The following is an 18,737-nucleotide window of genomic DNA, read 5'->3' as shown; positions in this document are numbered from 1 at the left end:
GGGGGCCGCGCACGGTGCGACGTTGGCGCTGAGCGTCATGCCGGACGACCCCAGAACTCGGCGAGCGTCGCCGCGAGGGCTCGACCCTGCTCGTGACCGCCGACAGCCGCCTGCCGTCGGGTCGAGGGGTCCAGTGCGTTCGCGTCGAACACCTCACCCGCGCCGGCACCGGGGAACACGGTCTCGACCCGGCTCCCGCTCCCCCGCAGCTCCTCGACCTGCGCGGCCAGGTCCATGCGCCACTCGAGCGGCATGCGCGACCGGCCGCTGAACGGTGACAGCACGAGCACGCGCTCGTAGCCCGTTGCGAGGTCGGCGTTCTCGCTGCGCCGGTAGCCCCCGTTGATGTAGAGGCCGTCACCGATCCGGTAGGGCGTCATCGCCGACGTGCTGGCCGCCACCGCGTCCACCAGGTCGACGCCGCTGTGCCGGTCGAACACGACCGGCTCACCCGTGCGGGCGTCGACGGCTACGACCACCAGGTGATGCTGGTCCGGCCACTGGTGGCTGGGGAGCCGGGCTGCGACGATGTCGCGCCAGCGAGCCGCGCCGGATCCCTGCGACGAATCCGCCTGCAGCGCAGCCGCCCCCATCTTGCGACGCATGTCCGGCGCGTCGGCGGCGGAGGCGATGACGGCGTTCGACCACTCGAGGTAGCTCTGCCCGGAGACGCCGCGAGACGCGCTGTGCCGCAGCCCTTCTCGGCCGGTCGCCGGCGGCGACGCAGGGACTTCCGCGAGGATCGGGGCATACAGGTCGGCCGGCGACGTGCCGCTGGTGACCTGCGCGGCAACCGTCGACCCGGCGGAGGTGCCGATGATGACGTCTGCCTCCGTCAGGTCGACGCCTGCGTCGTGGAGCCCGGCGATGAGACCGAGCTCCCAGGCGTTGCCAGCCGCTCCCCCGCCGGCGAGGACCAGGGCACGACGACCAGGTCGGTCAGGTGCCGCCGGGTCGGGCTCGCCGCCTGCGCGGCGCCGTCGTTCGATCTCGGCGCTCAGGCGACGGATGCTGTCGTCATCGGGGTCCACGCGCGCCACGTCCCGAGGCTAGAGGAGCCAGGCAGGGTCGCACCCGCCATTTTTCACCGACCGTCGCGGGGAACGATGACGTTCGCGGCGCCGCCGGTGCCAGGACAGGACCGGTCAGTGGCCCACTGCGACGCCGTCGACGACGACCTGCTTCGTGCCGGCACTGCGGACCACGACCGTGCCGTACCGGGTGACGGGTTCGAGGGGCAGCCACAGCACCTGACGGGTCCTGGTCGTCGCCGAGTAGAGGCTCACCCGACCCAGCTTCACGCCTGCGTGGTAGACGTCGATGCTGCCGCAGGTCGAGCAGGTGGTGGCGACGACCACGAGGCGGCGACCTCGCACGCCGCCGACGCTGAGCTGGGCGCCGAACGTGGTGGTGCGCGAGTACGTGCCGAACAGGTAGGAAGGCGACGAGCCGAGGGTCCAGCCGCGGCCTGCAGCGAGGTCGCGGTCGTCCAGTGGGAGGGCCGTGCACCGTTCGGCGCTCCACGCGCCCACGTTGCCGGCCTTGTCGTGCGACCTGACCGAGTAGCAGTACTGGCTCCCCCGGGTGAGCGTCACGCGCATGGTGCGTGCGGTCAGCCCCTGCCACGCCGCCGGGTACTGGTAGGCGCCGAAGCCGGCCGATCGCGTGGCGACCCGGGCGCGCACGTCGTACGTGGCGAGACCCGAACCTCCGGTGTCCGCAGCGGTCCAGCTCAAGGTCGTGGGCACGGTGGTCTGCACGGAAGCGGGCGCTGCCAGGGACGCGGTGGGTGCGCTCGCGTCGACCAACCAGCTGCGGTTCGCCTCGGTCGAGACCCGGCCGGCGGGGTCGATGCTGCGGGCCGTGACTCGGTGCGACCCCGCCGCGAGCCCGCTGTAGGTCACCGTGGACCCACAGTCCGCCCACGCGGCGGCTGCGTCCAGCCGGCACTGCCTGCGCAGGGACCCGGATGCGTCGTCGGCGTCGGTGGCGCTGACGCTGAGCGTCGCGGTGCGCGTCGTGAAAGCCGGCACTGTGACCGAGACGCCAGGGGTGCTGACGTCCTCGGTCGACCACTTCAGGTCACGCCACCCGGTGGACGCAGGAGACAGCTCGCGGGCAGCAGACCCGTCGGCCCTTGCGACCCAGAGGGTCGCCTCGTACGTGTCGGTGTAGCGGGCGAAGGCCACCTTGGTGCCCGTGGGGTCGAACACCACTTCCCGGTTGTCCCCGGCGGGAAGTGCGAGACGACGGGCGCCCGTGCCGTCCAACCGCATCACCGTGGTGACCCGGTCACCGAGCCAGGCGGCGGGGTCGGCCCGCCGCTCGAGCACCAGGAGCCCCTGCGTCGAGACGGTGAAGTCGTCGACCCAGCTGGTGGCAGGGACGACCGTGGTCCGGCCGTCGCTCAGGCGCACGCGCTCGAGCCTGTCGTCGCGCGAGTTGCGCAGCACGACCTCACCACCGGTCGGCACCGCAGCCAGCTGTGACCGCTCGGGAACGCTGGCCACCTTCCGCAGGCCCGAGCCGTCACGGCGGACCACCCACAGCGCGCGCAGCTCGGAGGACCAACCGCGCAGGAACGCGATGGTCCCGTCCGGCATCCAGATCGCTTCGTACGGCGTGTCAGCGTCACTGGTGCTCGTGGTGCCGGGCACGGTCGTGCACTCCTCGGTCGCCACGGGACAGACGCGCACGTCGGAGTAGGCCGGCGTCACCCACAGCGTGCGGGAGGGGTCGAGGTCGACGCGCTCCAGCGACAGGGTCCTCGCCTGCGAGGTGGTCGCGTCGGTCACCACGCTCTGCGAGGCTCCGTACCAGTCGTTCCCGACGACCTCGCTGTCGACCTTCGCAGGGCTCACCGTGACGTCCGTGGACTCGGCGAACGTGCCGTTCGCGGCCACCAGGGCCAGTGTGCGAGGCCCGGCGCCCGGGACGTTGACCGAGGTGGCCGACGCCGCTGCCGACGCCACGAGGGTCCGCGCTCCCGACGTCGTGTCGTAGACCCGGTACCCGACACGCGGAAGGACGCTGGGCGGCTGCCACGAGAGGGTCGCGGAGGCCCGGCCCTGCTGCGCAGTGAGAGAAGAGGGCGGCTCGACGGGGTTGTAGCCCTCGAAGCGGAGCGGCACGACCAGCGTCGCCCCGGCGTCGCCTCCCACCATGAGGTTCTCGGTGACCAGGTATGCCGGGGCGGTCATGCTGACCTGGACCGTGCACGTCTCGCCCGTGGCCAACGTGACCCCGGTGCAGTGGTTCGCCTCCGCGGCGACCTTGAAGCGCGGGCTCCAGGAGTTCGTGGAGGCGACGGCGACGGCCCCCACCTTCCACGGCTTGGAGCCGGTGTTGCCCACCGTCACGTCCTGGGCGACGGGGGTGCCCGCCAGCGCGCCGGTCGAGATGCTGGCGGGAGTGGCGCGAGGGATGGCGACCAGCCGCGTGGGATCAGGGTCAGCGATACGGATCCGCGCACCCGAGTAGGTCCCGCCGCCGGAGATGGAGCAGGAACCGTCGACGTCGGCCGACAGCGCGGCGACGTCGCCGGTGGCCGTGGCGTCGGCACGGTAGATGGTCAGGCTGCCTGCGGTGAAGGTGCAGCCCGCCGAGCCCCGGGTGAGCTTCATGGTCTGCTCCGGGTCGGGTCCGGTGAAGTCCAGCGACCATGTCCCCGGTCGCGCGGGCCACGCCATCGTGATGCTGGCCGTACCGCCGTGCGAGGTGTCCGTCACCGACACCGTCACCGTCGCGTCGGCGGCATCCACCCGAGCGGTGGGGGCCCCGGCGACCGGCCCGGCGCTGAAGTACTTGTAGCCGCTGGACAGCGGGGCCGGGTTGTCGTGGTCGCCGATGAGGGCGATGTCGCCGGCTCCTGATGCGTCAGCTGCTGATGCGTTGGCACCCGGTGCGGCGGCCGCGGCCCCGCCCAGCACCCCCAACGCCAGGACGACCCCTGCCGCGACCGTCCGAGTCACCCGCACGACACACCCCTGCTCCAGCACCGACGCACCCCTTCGATGCGAGCCCGGCACATCGTAGGGGCCGCCGCCGCGCAGGCGCCGTCAGGTGCTCGAACCTGGTCCGTTCGGCCGAGGGCGCCCGGTCAGACCAGGGCGCCGCCCTCGACCGGCGCGCCGTCCGCCTTCTCGCCGAGCCCGGCCGGGCTCGGACCGGGGGCCCCGTCCGCCATGTCCGCCAGCACGACGGGGCGAGGGGCGCCGTTGGCCACCTGGGGTGCTCGGCGGGTGGCCGCCGCACCCTCGCGGGCGAGGAAGCTGCCGAGCTCCTCGATGGTGCTCATCAACGGCGCGGGGAAGACGACGGTCGTGTTCTTGTCGACCCCGATCTCCACGAGGCTCTGCAGGTTGCGCAGCTGCAGCGCCAGCGGGTGGGCCATCATCGTGTCCGAGGCCTCGCCCAGAGCCGACGCGGCCAGCGACTCGCCCTCGGCGTTGATGATCTTGGCCCTCTTCTCGCGCTCGGCCTCGGCCTGGCGCGCCATGGCCCGCTTCATGCTGTCGGGCAGCTGGATGTCCTTGAGCTCCACGAGCGTCACCTCGACACCCCACTCCACGGTGGTCACGTCGAGGATCGCGCGGATGTCGGCGTTGATGCGGTCGGTCTCCGACAGCGTCTCGTCGAGCGAGTGCTGGCCGACGACCTTGCGCAGGGTGGTCTGGGCGATCTGGTCGATCGCGGCATACACGTTCTCGATGGCGACGACCGACTTCACGGCGTCGACGACGCGGAAGTAGGCGACGGCCGACACGTCCACGCTGACGTTGTCGCGGGTGATGATCCCCTGCGACTGGATCGGCATGGTGACGATCCGCAGCGACACCCGGCGCAGGACGTCGACGATCGGGATGATCACCCGCAGCCCGGGCTTGCGGACGCCGATGACCCGGCCGAGGCGGAACAGGACCCCGAGCTCGTACTGCTTGACGATGCGCAGGGACAGGGCGAGGGCGACGAGCACGACGACGCCGATGACGACCAGGACGGTGGCGGTGGTGGACATGGTGGGCTCCGAGGGGTTGGTACTGGTGTTCCCAGCATGCGCCGACGCCTCGGAAGCGGATCGGGACCAAGGGCCCGACCGGACGACCAGGCGCACTGCCACCGTGGTGCCCCGCCGTCGCGACCCCCGTCGGCCGGCCGACTGATCCGGAGGTGCGCGATGCCGAGTACGTCGTCGCAGGCCGATGTCCGCCGGGTCCTCGCCCGGGCCGCCACCCCCGGCCGGCCGCTGCGGGTCGTCGCGTCCGGCAACGCCGCCGCGCCGTGGGCCCTCCTGCGCGAGCTCGACGCGGCGACCCGGGGCCAGGACGTCGAGCTGTTCATGCTCAACGCGCCCCTGGGCATCCCCGACCACGCCGGCATCGTCCCCGTCACCCCGTTCGCCGGGCCGGGCATGCGGCGGCACCCCGCCACGCGCTACCTCCCCGCCCGGCTGTCCCACGTGCCGAGGCTGCTCTCGACGACCTTCGTGCCCGACCTGGTGCTCGTGACGACCTCGGCACCGTGGAAGGGCCGCGCCTCGCTCGGGATGGAGGTCAACATCCTGCCCGCGGCGATCGAGTCCTGCCGCGCCCACGGCGGGAGCGTCCTCGCCGAGGAGCACGACGACGTGCCCTACACGTTCGGCGACGGTGAGCTCGTGCTCGACCAGCTCGACGTGCTCTGGCGACCGCCCTGCGCCGAGGGCGAGGTCGCGAACGACCTGCCTCGCGCCGCGAACGCTCCTGGCACGCAACGGTCCCCCGTGTCCGGGGACCCCATCGAGGCCATCGGCCGTCGCATCGCCGACCGCGTGCCGTCCGGGGCGACGCTGCAGATGGGTATCGGCGCCGTTCCCGACGCCGTCGTGCCGCGGCTCGCCGGGCGCAGGGCCCTGGCCGTCTGGACCGAGATGGTCTCCGACGGTGTGCTCCACCTCGCCGACGCCGGCGCGCTGGACCCGTCCCGGCCGGTGGTCACCTCGTTCGCCATCGGCGGCGCGCGCCTGCGCGGCTGGCTCGACCGCAACCACGGCGTGCGCATGCTGCGCACCGAGGTCGTCAACGACCCCACGAGGATCGCAGCCAACCCGGCCATGACGAGCATCAACAGCGCCCTGACCGTCGACCTCTACGACCAGGCGAACGCCAGCCACCTCGGCTCGCGGCTGCACTCCGGGCTCGGTGGCCAGTGCGACTTCGTCACGGGTGCGATGCAGTCGAACGGCGGCCAGTCGCTGATCGCGCTGCGTTCCTGGCACCCCAAGGCCGACGCCTCCGCCATCGTGCCGCTGCTGGAGGGCCCGGTCACCTCGTTCCAGCACACGGCCGTGGTCACCGAGCAAGGCACGGCGGAGATGTTCGGTGCCGACTCGGCGCAGCAGGCCCGGGCGCTGATCGACCAGGCAGCCCGCCCCCGGGTGCGGCACGAGCTGTGGGACGAGGCCGAGGCGATGGGCCTGGCTGCGCGCTGACCTCAGCGCGCGTCAGACCGGGCGCAGGTCGGTGGCCCTGTGCAGCAGGACGAGCTCGGCGTCCTCGAGCCGCGCGAGGGGGAAGGCCGACCGGTAGGCCGCGGCCACCACCGCCCACGGGGCGGAGCTGCGGGGCACCACCTCGCCGGTCACGGCATACCGCCGACCGTCCACGAGCACGACGGCCCGGCGTGAGGAGCGGAAGGCGCGCCACCACCGCTTGTGCGACGCTCCCCCGGCCGCGACGACCAGGTCGCTCCCCGTGCGGGCGTACTGCACGGGGAGCCGGACGGTGCGCCCGTCCGAGGCGGTGTACTCCAGCAGCGCGAGCCGCCCGAGGAGCTGGTGCAGGGGCGAGGCGAGGGACCACGAGAGCAGGCGGTGGTGCCGGACCGGTCGCCGCGTGGCGGTGTCCTGCGGCCCAGCGGTCACGAGGTCCCCGCGTGCTCGGTCCCGCCGGCGACCACGAAGCGCCGACCTGTCACCTCGCTGGCCTCGATACGCAGGAAGTGCGGCTTGGAGGAGCCGTGCCAGGGGAAGAGGGGCAGGCTCATGGCGTCGAGGACGTCGTGCAGCCTGGTCAGCTCGACGGCCCGGCCCTTGACCACCACGCTCCACGCGCTGCGGTTCTCGACGTCGTAGCCGTCCACCTCGAACGCCACCAGCCGCCCCACCGCGCTCTCCAGCTTGGCGCCCGCCGCGGTCCGGATGACCACGCTGCCGTGGTCGACCACGTGGTTGACGGGGAAGATCTCCGGGTGGCCGTCGAAGACGGTGGCGAGCCGTCCGACCACCGCCTCGCGCACCAGGGCCCAGCACTCGTGCATCGGCATCTCGGTCATGGGGGTGTCGGTCGTCGTCGCCATACGTCCACGGTGGCGTCGCCGGGCGGCGCGGGGTGGGGTCCAAGGTCCCGAATCCGGCCCTCCGCCAGTGGCGTGCGGGCAGGACCTTCGCCCCTCCCACCACCCCCTGCGGGGCGCGACCGTGAGGGTGACCACCACCGAGAGGACAGGCCATGACCAGGTTGGACGCACAGCCCCGCGACGCCGTTGTCGTGGGTGTCGACCGCTCCGCGGCAGCCCACCACGCGCTCGACGAGGCAGTCGTCCAGGCCCAGCGCATGCACCGGCCCCTGCACATCCTGCACGCCACCGGCATCGGCATCGTCCCGTGGACCGTCGAGCGGCTCGAGGCGCAGGACCGCACCACCGACGAGTTCAGCGACCGCGCCCACACCCTGGCCCCCGACCTCCGCGTGACGAGGGACACCGTGGTCGCCGACCCGGCCGCGGCACTCGTCGAGGCCAGCCAGACCGCCCACGTCCTGGTCCTCGACGCCGGCGGCCTCGGCCACGCGGCCGGCGTCCTGCTCGGCGCGACGACCCACAAGGTGGCGGCGCACTCGCACTGCCCCGTGCTCGTGACGCCACACAACGGCAAGTGGACCCACACCGGCCCGGTCGTGGTCGGGGTGGACGCCTCGAGGCACTCCGCGCCCGCCGTCGAGTGGGCCTTCGCCGAGGCCCAGGCCCGCGGGACCAAGCTCGTGGCCGTGCACTCGTGGTGGTGGGAGGAGCCCGACCCGTTCCTGTCCGGCTACGAGTGGGAAGGTCACTGGCGCGAGGTGGTGGACTCCCAGCGCCTCGAGGTGGCCGAGATGCTCGCCGGCTGGCACGAGAAGTACCCGGACGTCGAGGTCTCCACGACGCTGGTCCGGGCCCAGACCGTGGCCGCGCTGGCGGAGGAGTCCCTCGGGGCCCAGCTGCTCGTCGTGGGCACCCGGGGTCGCGGCGGCTTCACCGGCCTGCTCCTGGGTTCGGTGAGCGCCCACCTCATCGCCCACGCGAGCTGCCCCGTCCTCGTGGTCCCCTCGCCCCGCTCGACCTGACCGACGGCCGGGGGCCGAGAGGCCCCGGCCGACAGATCCAGCGCCGCCGGCCGACCCGGCGGCGCCCACCACCAGCGCACCGGAGGGTCCCATGACCGACACCGACAGCACCGGCCCCGTCACCAGCCCCGTCACCAGCCCCGCCCCCGGTCCGGTCACCGGTCCGGTCACCGAGGTGACCGAGCCGACCGACCACACGGGTATGCGCGTGCTCACCCTCCAGGACTGCCTGGCCCGGATCGGCTCGGCGCCGGTGGGACGCGTGGCCTTCGCCCTCGACGGCGAGATCGCCGTGCTGCCGGTGAACCACACCCTCGACGGGCTCGACATCTGCTTCCGCACCGCGGGCGGCTCCAAGATCCAGGCCGCCATCGACGGCGACCGGGTGTCCTTCGAGGTCGACGGGTTCGACCCGTCCCGGCGCTGGGGCTGGTCGGTCCTGGTCCACGGGACGGCGGGGGTCGTCGACGACGAGCAGCAGGTTGCCCGGCTCGTGGCGATCTCCCGCCCCCCGTGGGTGGCCATGGACCCGTCCTCGACGCGGTGGATCCGGATCTCCACCAGGGACGTCACCGGACGGGAGACGTCCGGCCGCTGACCCGGGGCGTCCGCGGAGCCCTACCGTGGCGCGGTACGCCCGTTACCGTCGCGCGGTACGCACGTTACCGTCGCGCGGTACGCCCGTTCGGCCCCGACGGCACGTGGGTCGCGGCATACACGGCGGCCTGGGTGCGGCGCTCCATCCCCATCTTGGCGAGCACCGACGTGACGTAGTTCTTCACGGTCTTCTCCGCGAGGGCCATCTCCTCGCCGATCTGCCGGTTGGTGAGCCCGGCCGCGATGTGGTTGAGGATCCGGCGCTCCTGCGGGCTGAGCGACCGCAGCCGCGGGTCGGCGTCGCGGTCCTCGCGCCAGCCCGTGCGGACCCGGCGCGCGCGCTCGGGGTCGAGGAGGTTCTCGCCGCGGGCGACCCGCCTGATGGCCTCGATGAGGCCGTTGCCGTGGATGTCCTTGAGGAGGTATCCGGCCGCGCCGGCGAGGATCGCGGCACCGAGGGCGGTGTCGTCGTCGAACGAGGTGAGGATGAGCCCGGCGATCGAGGGGTCGACCGACCGGACCTGGCGGCAGGCGTCGATCCCCGACCCGTCGGGGAGGCGGGCGTCGAAGATCGCGACGTCGGGGCGCAGCGCCGGGATGCGCCGGGCCGCCTCGAGGGCAGACCCCGACTCGCCGATGACGGTGAACCCCTCGGTGCCCTCAAGGAGCTCCCGCAGCCCGCGCCGCACGATCTCGTGGTCGTCGAGAAGGAAGATCGTCGTCATGGGGCGCCCTTTCCGCCGCTGCCAGCGCAGGGGCGGTCGCACCCTGCCCGTCCACGATGCCGCATCAGCCGTGCTCCTCGCGGGACCATGGTCCTGTCCACCCGGTGTGCCGCGCTGCGCTGCCTGCAGGCACGCTCCACGTGAGCCTGGTGCCGTGCGGGTGCACGGCCTCGACCTCGCACCGTCCCTCCCGGGCGGTCGCGCGTTCGGCGAGGTTGGCCAGGCCGCTGCGCCGGTCGCCGTTGCCGAGCCCCGTCCCGTCGTCGGTGACGACGACCTCGATGCTCGGGCCGATGAAGACCCGCACGGACGCCTCCGTGGCGTGGGCGTGCCGGGCGACGTTGGCGAGGGCCTCGCGGATCACCGCGGACACGTCCATCTCCAGCGCGGGGCCGATCCCGGTGGCCTCCCCCGAAAGGCTGAACCGTGCCCCGAAGCCGAGAACGTCGGCATACCCCGCCACCAGCTCCGCCAGCCGCCCCCGCAGCCCGGCCACCGGCTGGGCGGGGGTGAGCTGGTAGATGGCCCGGCGGATGTCCTTGATCGCGAGGTCGAGCTCGCTCACCGCCTCCTCGATGCGGCCGCGCACGACAGGGTGCTGTGCCAGCCGTTCGCCTGCCTGCAACGAGAGCCCCGTCGCGAAGAGCCGCTGGATGACGTGGTCGTGCATGTCGCGGGCGATTCGTTCACGGTCCTCGAACATCGCGACGGCGGCCCGGTCGTGCTGCGCGCTGGCAGCAACCAGGGCGAGACCCACGTGCTGGGCGAAATCGTCGAGGTGGCCGAGCACCTCGGACGCGGTGTCCGCGTCGGCCGCGTCCCACGTCACGAGCAGCAGGCCGACGTGGCCGACGCCGGCGGTCACCGGGACGAGCGCCGTGGGGCCCGGCTTGTCCAGCCCCGTCATCGCCCGGACGTCGTCGACGATGGCGGCGACCGCTGCTCGCTCCTCTCCGGGAATGAGCAGCAGCGAGTGCCGCACGTCGCGGACGGCCTCCCAGTGAGGACCGTCGAGCACGCCCAGACCGGTCCCGTGGTCACCCGCCATGAACCGGTCCGGTGCGGGCTCGTCGTCGGTGCGGTGGACGGCCACGACGACCGGCGCGTCGCCCTCGCGGTCGCGGGCGACGGCACAGCCACGCGCGCCAGCCACGCGGCACACCTGCTCGGCGGTGACCGCCATGGCGTCGAGCTCGGTCTCGCTCTCGAGCAGGGCCTGGCTGACGTCACCGATCGCCTGCGCCCACCGGCGCTGGGCGCGGCTGCGCTCGTAGAGCCGTGCGTTCTCGATGGCGACACCGGCCGCGCCGGCCAGCGCCACCACGAGGCTCTCGTCCTCCTCGGTGAACGCCGCCGACCCTTCCGTGTCTGCGAGGTAGAGGTTGCCGAAGACCTCGTCCCGAACGCGGATCGGGGCCCCGAGGAAGCTGGCCATGGGCGGGTGGTGCGGCGGGAAGCCGTAGGAGTCGGGGTGGGTCCGGATGTCGCCGATGCGCCGGGGCCTCGGGTCGCGGATGAGCAGCCCGAGGACGCCGTGCCCCCGCGGCAGGTCACCGATCTCCGCACGTTGCTCGTCCGTGAGGCCGTGGGTGATGAACTCCATGAGGTGGTCGCGGTCGGGGGCGAGCACCCCGAGCGCGCCGTACCGCGCCCCCACGAGCTGGCACGCCGAGCGCACGATACGGCGCAGCACCTCGGACAGCTCGAGTCCGGTGCTCACGGCCAGCACGGCGTCGAGAAGACCCTCCGCCTGCAGGGCAGTGCGCGGTGGTCCGTCGGGCGACGTGTGCCAGGGCATGGCCGCAGGATAGGCCGACTCGTGCCTGTTGGGTGCCGGTCCGGGACCTTCGGCCGTGTCCGGTCCCGTTGCGATGGGCACACACTCGCCGCATGACCACGCGCTCAACCCACACCCACCCCTCGGGACCCGAGGTCGTGGCCGGCCTCGTCAACGACGGCTCAGCCGCCGCCGTCGCCGCCGCGGCCGTCCACCTCGCCAACCTCCACGAGGCGCCCATCCGGTTCGTCCAGGTGGTGCCGAGCGCCCTCGACTCGTTCGAGCGGGCCGATGCCGAGACCGCCACGTTCGCGGCCGGGCTCCACGCCCTGCACCACGGCCGGCACCGCGGCGCCACGTTCGAGTCACCCGTCGGCGACCCGGGTCGCCTGCTCGTCGACCGCAGCGCCCGGGCCATCGCCCTGGTCATCGGCGAGGACAGGCTCGGACCGGACGCACCCCCCGGCGCGGGCGACGGTGCCACGGTCGGGGCGTACTGCCTGGCGCACGCGCGGTGCCCGGTCCACGTGGTCCCCCGGCCCAACGGTGCGACGCCAGCTGAGCGCCGTCCCGCGGCCGGACTCACGAGTTAGCAGGACCTAAGCCCATACGTGGCAGGCACATCCGGCCCTAGCGTTCGAGCTGGAGACCTTCGGAGGCAGCACCATCGCCGACGAGGAGGAGCAACCCCTCCGGCTCCCCTGCACCACCCGATGAAGAAGGAGACGACCATGACCACCACCTCGCGTCCGCGCGGCACGGCTTCTGCGGCCGCGACGACGCACCATGACCTGACCGAGACGACCGGTTCGTCAGCACTGGGCCCGGTGCTGGGGATCCTGCGCCTCTCCCTCGGGTGGATCTTCCTGTGGGCGTTCCTGGACAAGACGTTCGCCCTCGGCTTCGCCACCGGCCGTGACGCCAAGACCGGGGTCGTCGACCGCTTCGGTGACGCCGCCTGGATCCATGGAGGATCCCCCACCGAGGGCTTCCTCAAGTTCGGCACCGCCGGTCCGCTCAAGGACTTCTACGGCAGCTTCGCCGGTGCGGCGTGGGCCGACTGGGCGTTCATGATCGGCCTGCTCGGCATCGGGCTCGCCCTCATGCTCGGCATCGGCATGCGGGTCGCCGTGTGGTCCGGCGTCGTCATGCTGGTCATGATGTGGAGCGCCTACCTGGCACCCGACAACAACCCGTTCATGGACGACCACCTCGTCTACGCGCTGTCCCTCGTGGTCCTGCTGCTCGCCGGCGCGGGTCACCACCTCGGGCTCGGCAACGCGTGGAACCGGCTCGACATCGTCCGCCACCACCACTGGCTCCGGTAGCCCTCCGCGGTCCTTCCGCCGGCCAGCACCGACAGGCCCGTTCCCGCCCCGCGGGGACGGGCCCCTTTCGTGCGGTCCCGCGGGGCGCCGTACGACGCACCTCAGCTCAGTGCGCGCTTCAGTGAGCGCAAGGTGCCGTCATGGGACATGCATTCCGACACGTTGCGCTCACTGAGCGTGCAGGTGTCACCGAGCGGGCTGGTGGCCCTCCGCCCGGCTCTGCGCCGGGTTGGACGGTGTGACCACGACGCGGCGTACACCGGCGACCGCGGAGGCCATCACCTCGGCGAGCCGCGCCTCCCGCTTGCCGCGGGTGCCGGACACGGTCACCTGGCCCTCGTTCACCGACACGACCCAGCGGGCACGGCCCAGCTCCGCGAACTCGCGCGTGAGGTGCCGGCGTATCGAGCTGTCGGAGGTGGTCAGCGCCCGCAGGATGTCGCTGCGGCTGACGATGCCGACGAGCCGGCCGTCGTGCGTCACGGGCACGCTCTTCCACCCGGTGTCGGCGAGCAGCTGCCCCACGTCGGCCACGTCCGCGGACTCCATCACCGTCACCGGGTCGGGCGTCATCACCTCGTCCAGCGTGGTCGGCCACGGGTCCTCCGGCGCCTCGACGGGCCGCAGGTGGGCCCGCGGGTCCGGCACCAGGTGGACGCGCAGGACGTCGGCCTCGCTCACGATGCCGACGACGCGGCGGTCGGGGTCGACGACCGGGAGGGCGGAGACGTGCGCGCGCGCCAAGAGCTGGATCGCCACCTCCATCGAGGCACCCAGCGGCAGGCTGTGTGCCGGGACGGTCATGATCTCGCGCACCAGCATGGCGGCCTCCCCGCGGTCGACGGACGTTGCGCTGCAAGGCTCCCGCTCCTACGTGACCCCGGACAGGGACCTAGTGCCCTGTCCGGTCCCGAGGGTGTGGCCGACGGTGGAGGCAGCAGGGAACCCACGACCCAGGAGCACGCCATGGACACCACCCACCGTCCGGTCATCGTCGGCATCGACCTGTCCGGGACGAGCGACCTCGCCCTCGACTGGGCGGCCGAGGAGGCGAGCCGGCGCGCGACGCCGCTCGTCGTCGTCCACACGTACTCCGCCATGGGCTACCCCGCGGTGCGCGCGGGGGTGCCGGGCGCTCCCCTGCCGCCCGACCTGGACCGGGTGTTCCGCGAGACGGCCCTCGAGGCCTGCTCCGAGGCGGCCGAGAAGGTGCGCGCAGGCCACCCGGGCCTGGCCGTCAGCACCGTGACCAGCACCGGCTCACCCGGCGAGGCTCTCGTCGACGCGTCGAAGGAGGCTGCGCTCGTGGTGGTGGGTGCCCGAGGGCTCGGGGCCGTCAGGGGCATGGTCCTGGGCTCGGTGTCGACGCACGTCGCGGCCCACGCCCACTGCCCGGTCGTCGTCGTCCACGAGGCACCCACCCACAGCCTGGGCGACGCCCGCGTCGTCGTGGGCGTGGACGGCTCGGAGGTCTCCGCCGCCGCCATCCGCTTCGCGTTCGAGCAGGCGGACTCCCGGCGTGTCGGCGTCACCGTCGCCCACACGTGGCAGCTCGACAGCGTCGAAGGTGCTGCGGCCGCGATGGCGTGGAGCGTCGACATGGACGAGATCAACGAGGAGGAGCGCTCGCTCGTCGCCGAGGCGGTGGCGGGGTTCGCCGAGCAGTACCCGTCGGTCGACGTGCGCCGCGTGGTGACCCAGGGCCACCCCGTGCACGAGCTGGCCCGGCTCAGCGAGAACGCCGCGCTGCTCGTGGTCGGAACCCGTGGCCGGGGCGCTGTGTCGGGCTGGCTCGCCGGCTCGGTCTCGCAGTCCCTCATCCGCGCCGCCCACTGCCCCGTCGCCGTCGTCCACCCGGACCCCGAGTCGGCACACGCGGCGGCGCACCACGCAGGCGACGGTGAGGGCTTCCGCCTCCCCGTGCCGCCGGTGCGCGAACGGCTCTAGCCGACGTTGCTCAGGCGGGGGTCGGGCGCGTGGGGACCGGGTGTTGGTAGGGCAGCGAGACGAGCTCGAGCACCACGGCAGCTGCACTGCCCGGCTCGGCGACGAGGACGAGCTCCTTGCGGTTGGCCGCGAGCTGCTCGCGCACCTCGAACAGCGACCGTACCCCGGCGCTGGCCAGCTGGGTGACCTCGGTGAGGTCGACGGTCAGCGAACGCACTCCCCCGCGCGACGCGCCGAGCAGGGATGCGCGGGCGCGCTCGGCGGTGTCGAGGTCGACCGTGCCACGGAAGCTCACGACCGGGCCGTCGTCGTCCTCGTGCCCGACGACGTCGAAGTCGGCGATGGGGCGGTCGTCGTCCAGCTCGTCGTCGATCAGCCCGCGACCGGAGGCCATGACCGCCTGCCGGTGCGCGTGGTGGCGCAGCACCACCGTGGTGCCACGGCTGCCCTCGGCCGACCCGGCCGACTGCGGCGGGTGGATCACCTCGGCCTCGTCGACGACCTGGGTCATGAGCAGCAGTCCGCGACCACCGGTGGTGGACGCGGGATCCGGTGAGCGCCAACGCCCTTCGTCCACGACCCGTACGCTGACGCCGCCAGCGGGCAGCACGGCACCGGTGACGGTGAGCGGACCGGGGCGCCCCGCAGGGTAGGCGTGCTCGATGACGTTGGTGACGGCCTCGGTGACCGACAGCTCGAGGGCGAACCGGTCGGCCGGTGAGGCACCGAAGCTCGCCAGCCACGTGCCGAAGGCTGCGTTGACCTGGTGCAGGCTGTCGCGCGTGGCCGTGAGCCGCAGGTCGAGGCCGGGCACGGGCTCGGCGAGGCGCTGGACGGCGAGGACCGTGACGTCGTCCTCGTGGCCGCCGCGCGTCATCAGCTCCATGGTCATCTCGGCGACGCGGTCTGCCACCACGGCTGACGCCCCGAGCGGCATGCTGCTGTTGGTCATCGCATCGGCAGCCACCCTCGCCAGGTCGGCCACACCCTCGTCCAGCGAGTGCCCGGCCCTCTCGACGAGCCCGTCGCTGTACATCAGCACCAGCTCGCCCGGGGCGATGGTGGCGTGGGCCAGCTGGTGCGGCGCACCGGTGCCCAGCGGACCGCCCGAGGCCGCGTCGAGGTGGCGGACAGACCCGTCCTCGGAGACGACGAGCGGGGCCGGGTGCCCGCACCGGGCGTAGACCGCCTGACCGGTCTCGGGGTCCAGGACGAGGACGGCCACGGTCGCGGCACGCATGCTGGGGCTGTGAGAGGCGTAGGCGTCGAGGCGCTCGAGCACCGTCTTCAGCTCGGTCTCGGTGCGCAGCAGCTCCTCCAGGACCGCCCGCAGCTGGCCCATGGCGGCCGACGCGGCGACGCCGTGGCCGACGACGTCGCCGACCACCAGCGCGAGGTGCCCGTTGTCGAGGACAAGGGCGTCGAACCAGTCACCACCTGCGGCCTGGTCCTCAGCCGCGACGAGGTATCGCGCCGCCACGTGCGCCGTCGGCATCACCGGCAGCGCCATGGACAGCAGTGCGCGCTGCAGCTCGACGACGACGTCGTGCACGGCCTCGTAGCGCTCCTGCACGTGGGCGGTGCGCAGGGCCGCCTCGTGGCGCTCGTGCACCCGGTCGGTCACGTCGGTGACGAAGCAGGTGGAGCCCACGACCTCGCCGTCGGGGCCGAACCGCGGCGAGACGGTGAAGTCGACGAAGATCTCGTGCAGTCGGTCGGTGTCGTCACGCCGGATCTGGAAACGCCACTCGGAGCCGACCTGCGTCCTGCCCGTCGTGTAGACGGCGTCGAGGATCTCGAAGAACTGCTGCCCGCGGATCTCCGGCATCACCTCGCTCCACGGGGAGCCGATGAAACCGGGCCGGCCGACGTAACGGCGGTAGGCCTCGTTGGCCGCGACCGCGACGTGGTCGGGTCCCTCCCAGGCCACGACCATCACTGGCAGCTGGTCGAAGACCTCCCGCACGACCTCGGCGGCGCCGGCAGTGTGGTCGAGCGCGGGCGTTGACTCAGGGGTGTCGGCGACTGCAGCCATGAGGTCCTGACCTGCACCAACGGCGGTGTTCCGTGGGTTCACGGACCGAAGATACCCCGGCTCGGCTCCCCCTCGGAAACTAGTGACGCGGCGGATTTGTGACACCCGGCACGAGGTGTGACAAGGGTGACGCAGAGGTGTCGCAAGGCTGTTGCAGAGGTGCGTCAGAGGTGCGGCAGAGGTGGTGCAGAAGGTCGTCAGCCGGCCCGGGGACGACCGTCCCGCCGAGCCTCACCCGACGTGCAGCCACGCTGCCGCGTCGACGGGCAGCGCCCCGTCCTCGAGCGGACTGCTCGACAGCAGAACGGCTTCCGAGCCCAGCGCGTACGGTGCCCGCGACAGGTTCACGACGCAGCGCAGCGCCGTACCCCGCTCGAGGTCGAGCACCCCCTCGGGCGAGTCGCGCCACGTGAGGCCGGTCTCGTGCAGGCCGGGCAGCTCGCGGCGCAGCCGCAGGGCAGCCCGGTGCAGCTGCAGCATGGATGCCGGGTCGGCCGACTCCGCCTCGACGGTGAGCTCGCGCCATCCGGCCGGCTGCGGCAGCCACGGGCGCACTCCCTGCGGGGAGAAGCCGAACGGCGGCTCCTGCCCGCTCCACGGCAGCGGCACGCGGCAGCCGTCACGGCCGCGCATCTGCCCGCCGCTGCGCAGGAACATCGGGTCCTGCAGCACCTCGTCGGGCAGGTCGTCCACGTTGGGCAGGCCGAGCTCCTCGCCCTGGTAGATGTAGGCGCCACCGGGGAGCGCGAGCATCAGCATGGCCGCAGCGCGGGCACGCCGGGTGCCGAGGGCCAGGTCGGGGACCTCCCCCTCGCCGTCGGTGATGAAGTACGAGCTCGTGGTCTTCCTGCCGTAGCGGGTCACGGGGCGGGTCTCGTCGTGGCTGGTCAGCACCCACGTGGACGGGATCCCGCGTGGCGTGAACGAGTCGAGGGTGGCGTCGATGACCTCGCGCAGCGCCCCGGCCTCCCACGGGCCCTTGAGGTAGGGGAAGTTGAACGCCGTGTGCATCTCGTCCGGGCGCAGGTAGTTGCTGAGCCGCTCGGCCGTGCTCACGACGGCCTCGGCGACGAAGACCCGGTCGCCGTCGTAGGTGTCGGCGATCGCCCGCCAGCGCCGGAAGATGTCGTGCACGGTCTCGACGTCCCAGTGCGGGTTGTCGTCCCAGTCGACGGTGCGGAACTGCAGGACACCGCCGTAGTCGGCGTCGGGCAGCCCTGCCTTCTTGGACATCGCGGGCGCCGCGTCGATGCGCAGGCCGTCGACCCCACGGTCGAACCAGAAGCGCAGCACCTCGTCGAAGTCCTCGAGCACCTCGTGGTTGGTCCAGTCGAGGTCGGGCTGCTCGGGGGCGAAGAGGTGCAGGTACCACTGCCCCGGCGACCCGTCCGGCTCGGTGACCCGGGTCCACGCAGGGCCGCCGAAGGCACTGATCCAGTTGTTGGGCGGCAGCTCGCCGGAGTCGCCGCGGCCGTCGCGGAAGAAGTACCGCGCCCGGTCCGGCGCCTGCGGGCCGCCGGCGAGGGCCGCGAGGAACCACGGGTGCTGGTCGGAGGTGTGGTTGGGCACCAGGTCGATGATCACGCGCAGGCCGAGGTCGTGGGCCTCACGCAGCACCGCGTCCGCGTCGGCGAGGGTGCCGAACATGGGGTGGATGTCGCGGAAGTCGCTGACGTCGTAGCCGCCGTCGGCCATCGGCGAAGGGAACCACGGCGAGATCCACAGCCCGTCCACCCCGAGGTCGGCGAGGTATGGCAGCCGCTCACGCAGCCCGAGCAGGTCGCCCTCCCCGTCGCCGTTCCCATCGGCGAAGCTGCGCGGGTACACCTGGTACATCACCGCACTGCGCCACCACGCGTCAGCCGGGGAGGTGCCACCCGCAGGCCCTCCTGCCTCGGGTGCCTGTGACTGGGGCGCGCTGCTCATGGCACTCATGGCTCCTCCTGCGGCTCACGGCCGGCGCCTGCG

Annotated in this window: 16 protein-coding genes; 6 read left to right on the top strand and 10 right to left on the bottom strand. The window is 72.9% G+C overall.

Going from position 1 to position 18,737, the window contains the following annotated elements:
* Nucleotides 1-35 precede the first annotated feature (35 nt).
* The 3 genes from ASG70_RS16950 to ASG70_RS16940 all read right to left on the bottom strand — a co-directional run bounded on the left by ASG70_RS16950 (nt 36) and on the right by ASG70_RS16940 (nt 5,017).
* Nucleotides 36-1,040 (bottom strand): patatin-like phospholipase family protein, encoded by a 1,005-nt coding sequence (locus tag ASG70_RS16950; RefSeq protein ID WP_235531558.1) that lies wholly within the window; start codon nt 1,038-1,040, stop codon nt 36-38.
* 105 nt (nt 1,041-1,145) lie between these two features.
* Nucleotides 1,146-3,977, bottom strand: coding sequence for a hypothetical protein (locus ASG70_RS16945; protein ID WP_156400073.1), 2,832 nt, complete (start codon nt 3,975-3,977; stop codon nt 1,146-1,148).
* A gap of 122 nt (nt 3,978-4,099) precedes the next feature.
* On the bottom strand, nt 4,100-5,017 hold the full coding sequence (locus ASG70_RS16940) for a slipin family protein (protein ID WP_056885015.1): 918 nt from the start codon (nt 5,015-5,017) through the stop codon (nt 4,100-4,102).
* A 159-nt stretch (nt 5,018-5,176) separates the two neighbouring features.
* Between ASG70_RS16940 and ASG70_RS16935 the strand changes: the two genes are divergently transcribed.
* Complete coding sequence (locus ASG70_RS16935; protein ID WP_056885014.1) at nt 5,177-6,469, top strand: acetyl-CoA hydrolase/transferase family protein; 1,293 nt, start codon at nt 5,177-5,179, stop codon at nt 6,467-6,469.
* Nucleotides 6,470-6,481: 12 nt separating this feature from the next.
* Here ASG70_RS16935 and ASG70_RS16930 read toward each other — a convergent pair whose 3' ends face one another.
* Both ASG70_RS16930 and ASG70_RS16925 read right to left on the bottom strand, forming a co-directional pair.
* Nucleotides 6,482-6,901 carry a hypothetical protein gene (locus ASG70_RS16930; protein ID WP_056885013.1) on the bottom strand — a complete coding sequence of 140 codons (420 nt, stop codon included), beginning with the start codon at nt 6,899-6,901 and terminating at the stop codon, nt 6,482-6,484.
* Nucleotides 6,898-7,335 (bottom strand): pyridoxamine 5'-phosphate oxidase family protein, encoded by a 438-nt coding sequence (locus tag ASG70_RS16925; protein ID WP_056885012.1) that lies wholly within the window; start codon nt 7,333-7,335, stop codon nt 6,898-6,900. The genes ASG70_RS16930 and ASG70_RS16925 overlap by 4 nt, the downstream gene beginning before the upstream one ends.
* Before the next feature lie 152 nt (nt 7,336-7,487).
* On the opposite strand from ASG70_RS16925, the gene ASG70_RS16920 reads away from it, so the two are divergent.
* Nucleotides 7,488-8,360, top strand: a complete 873-nt coding sequence (locus tag ASG70_RS16920; protein ID WP_056885011.1) for a universal stress protein — start codon at nt 7,488-7,490, stop codon at nt 8,358-8,360.
* A 91-nt stretch (nt 8,361-8,451) separates the two neighbouring features.
* The gene (locus ASG70_RS16915; protein WP_056885010.1) at nt 8,452-8,958 is read left to right on the top strand and encodes a pyridoxamine 5'-phosphate oxidase family protein; all 507 of its coding nucleotides are present in this window, start codon (nt 8,452-8,454) and stop codon (nt 8,956-8,958) included.
* Between the two features lie 64 nt (nt 8,959-9,022).
* Here ASG70_RS16915 and ASG70_RS16910 read toward each other — a convergent pair whose 3' ends face one another.
* On the bottom strand, nt 9,023-9,682 hold the full coding sequence (locus ASG70_RS16910; protein ID WP_056885009.1) for a response regulator transcription factor: 660 nt from the start codon (nt 9,680-9,682) through the stop codon (nt 9,023-9,025).
* A gap of 64 nt (nt 9,683-9,746) precedes the next feature.
* Complete coding sequence (locus ASG70_RS16905; protein ID WP_056885008.1) at nt 9,747-11,480, bottom strand: GAF domain-containing sensor histidine kinase; 1,734 nt, start codon at nt 11,478-11,480, stop codon at nt 9,747-9,749.
* A 92-nt stretch (nt 11,481-11,572) separates the two neighbouring features.
* Between ASG70_RS16905 and ASG70_RS16900 the strand changes: the two genes are divergently transcribed.
* Together ASG70_RS16900 and ASG70_RS16895 are read left to right on the top strand one after the other, a co-directional pair.
* A complete protein-coding gene (locus tag ASG70_RS16900) occupies nt 11,573-12,052 on the top strand; it encodes a hypothetical protein (protein ID WP_056885007.1) in 480 nt (159 codons plus the stop codon).
* Nucleotides 12,053-12,190: 138 nt separating this feature from the next.
* Complete coding sequence (locus ASG70_RS16895) at nt 12,191-12,787, top strand: hypothetical protein (RefSeq protein WP_056885330.1); 597 nt, start codon at nt 12,191-12,193, stop codon at nt 12,785-12,787.
* A gap of 186 nt (nt 12,788-12,973) precedes the next feature.
* Here the strand turns inward: ASG70_RS16895 and ASG70_RS16890 are convergent, their stop codons facing one another.
* Complete coding sequence (locus ASG70_RS16890; RefSeq protein WP_056885006.1) at nt 12,974-13,609, bottom strand: HPP family protein; 636 nt, start codon at nt 13,607-13,609, stop codon at nt 12,974-12,976.
* Nucleotides 13,610-13,753: 144 nt separating this feature from the next.
* On the opposite strand from ASG70_RS16890, the gene ASG70_RS16885 reads away from it, so the two are divergent.
* Nucleotides 13,754-14,734: a universal stress protein gene (locus ASG70_RS16885; RefSeq protein WP_056885005.1), complete on the top strand. Its 981-nt coding sequence runs from the start codon at nt 13,754-13,756 to the stop codon at nt 14,732-14,734.
* 10 nt (nt 14,735-14,744) lie between these two features.
* On the opposite strand, the gene ASG70_RS16880 is transcribed toward ASG70_RS16885, so the two are convergent.
* On the bottom strand, nt 14,745-16,811 hold the full coding sequence (locus ASG70_RS16880) for a SpoIIE family protein phosphatase (RefSeq protein ID WP_156400072.1): 2,067 nt from the start codon (nt 16,809-16,811) through the stop codon (nt 14,745-14,747).
* A gap of 189 nt (nt 16,812-17,000) precedes the next feature.
* Nucleotides 17,001-18,695, bottom strand: coding sequence for a glycoside hydrolase family 13 protein (locus ASG70_RS16875; protein ID WP_056885329.1), 1,695 nt, complete (start codon nt 18,693-18,695; stop codon nt 17,001-17,003).
* Nucleotides 18,696-18,737: the final 42 nt, after the last annotated feature.

Origin of the sequence: Phycicoccus sp. Soil748 (genome assembly GCF_001428025.1) — a bacterium.
In the GTDB taxonomy this organism is placed as follows: domain Bacteria; phylum Actinomycetota; class Actinomycetes; order Actinomycetales; family Dermatophilaceae; genus Pedococcus.
This window is presented reverse-complemented; position numbering and strand designations above follow the sequence as displayed.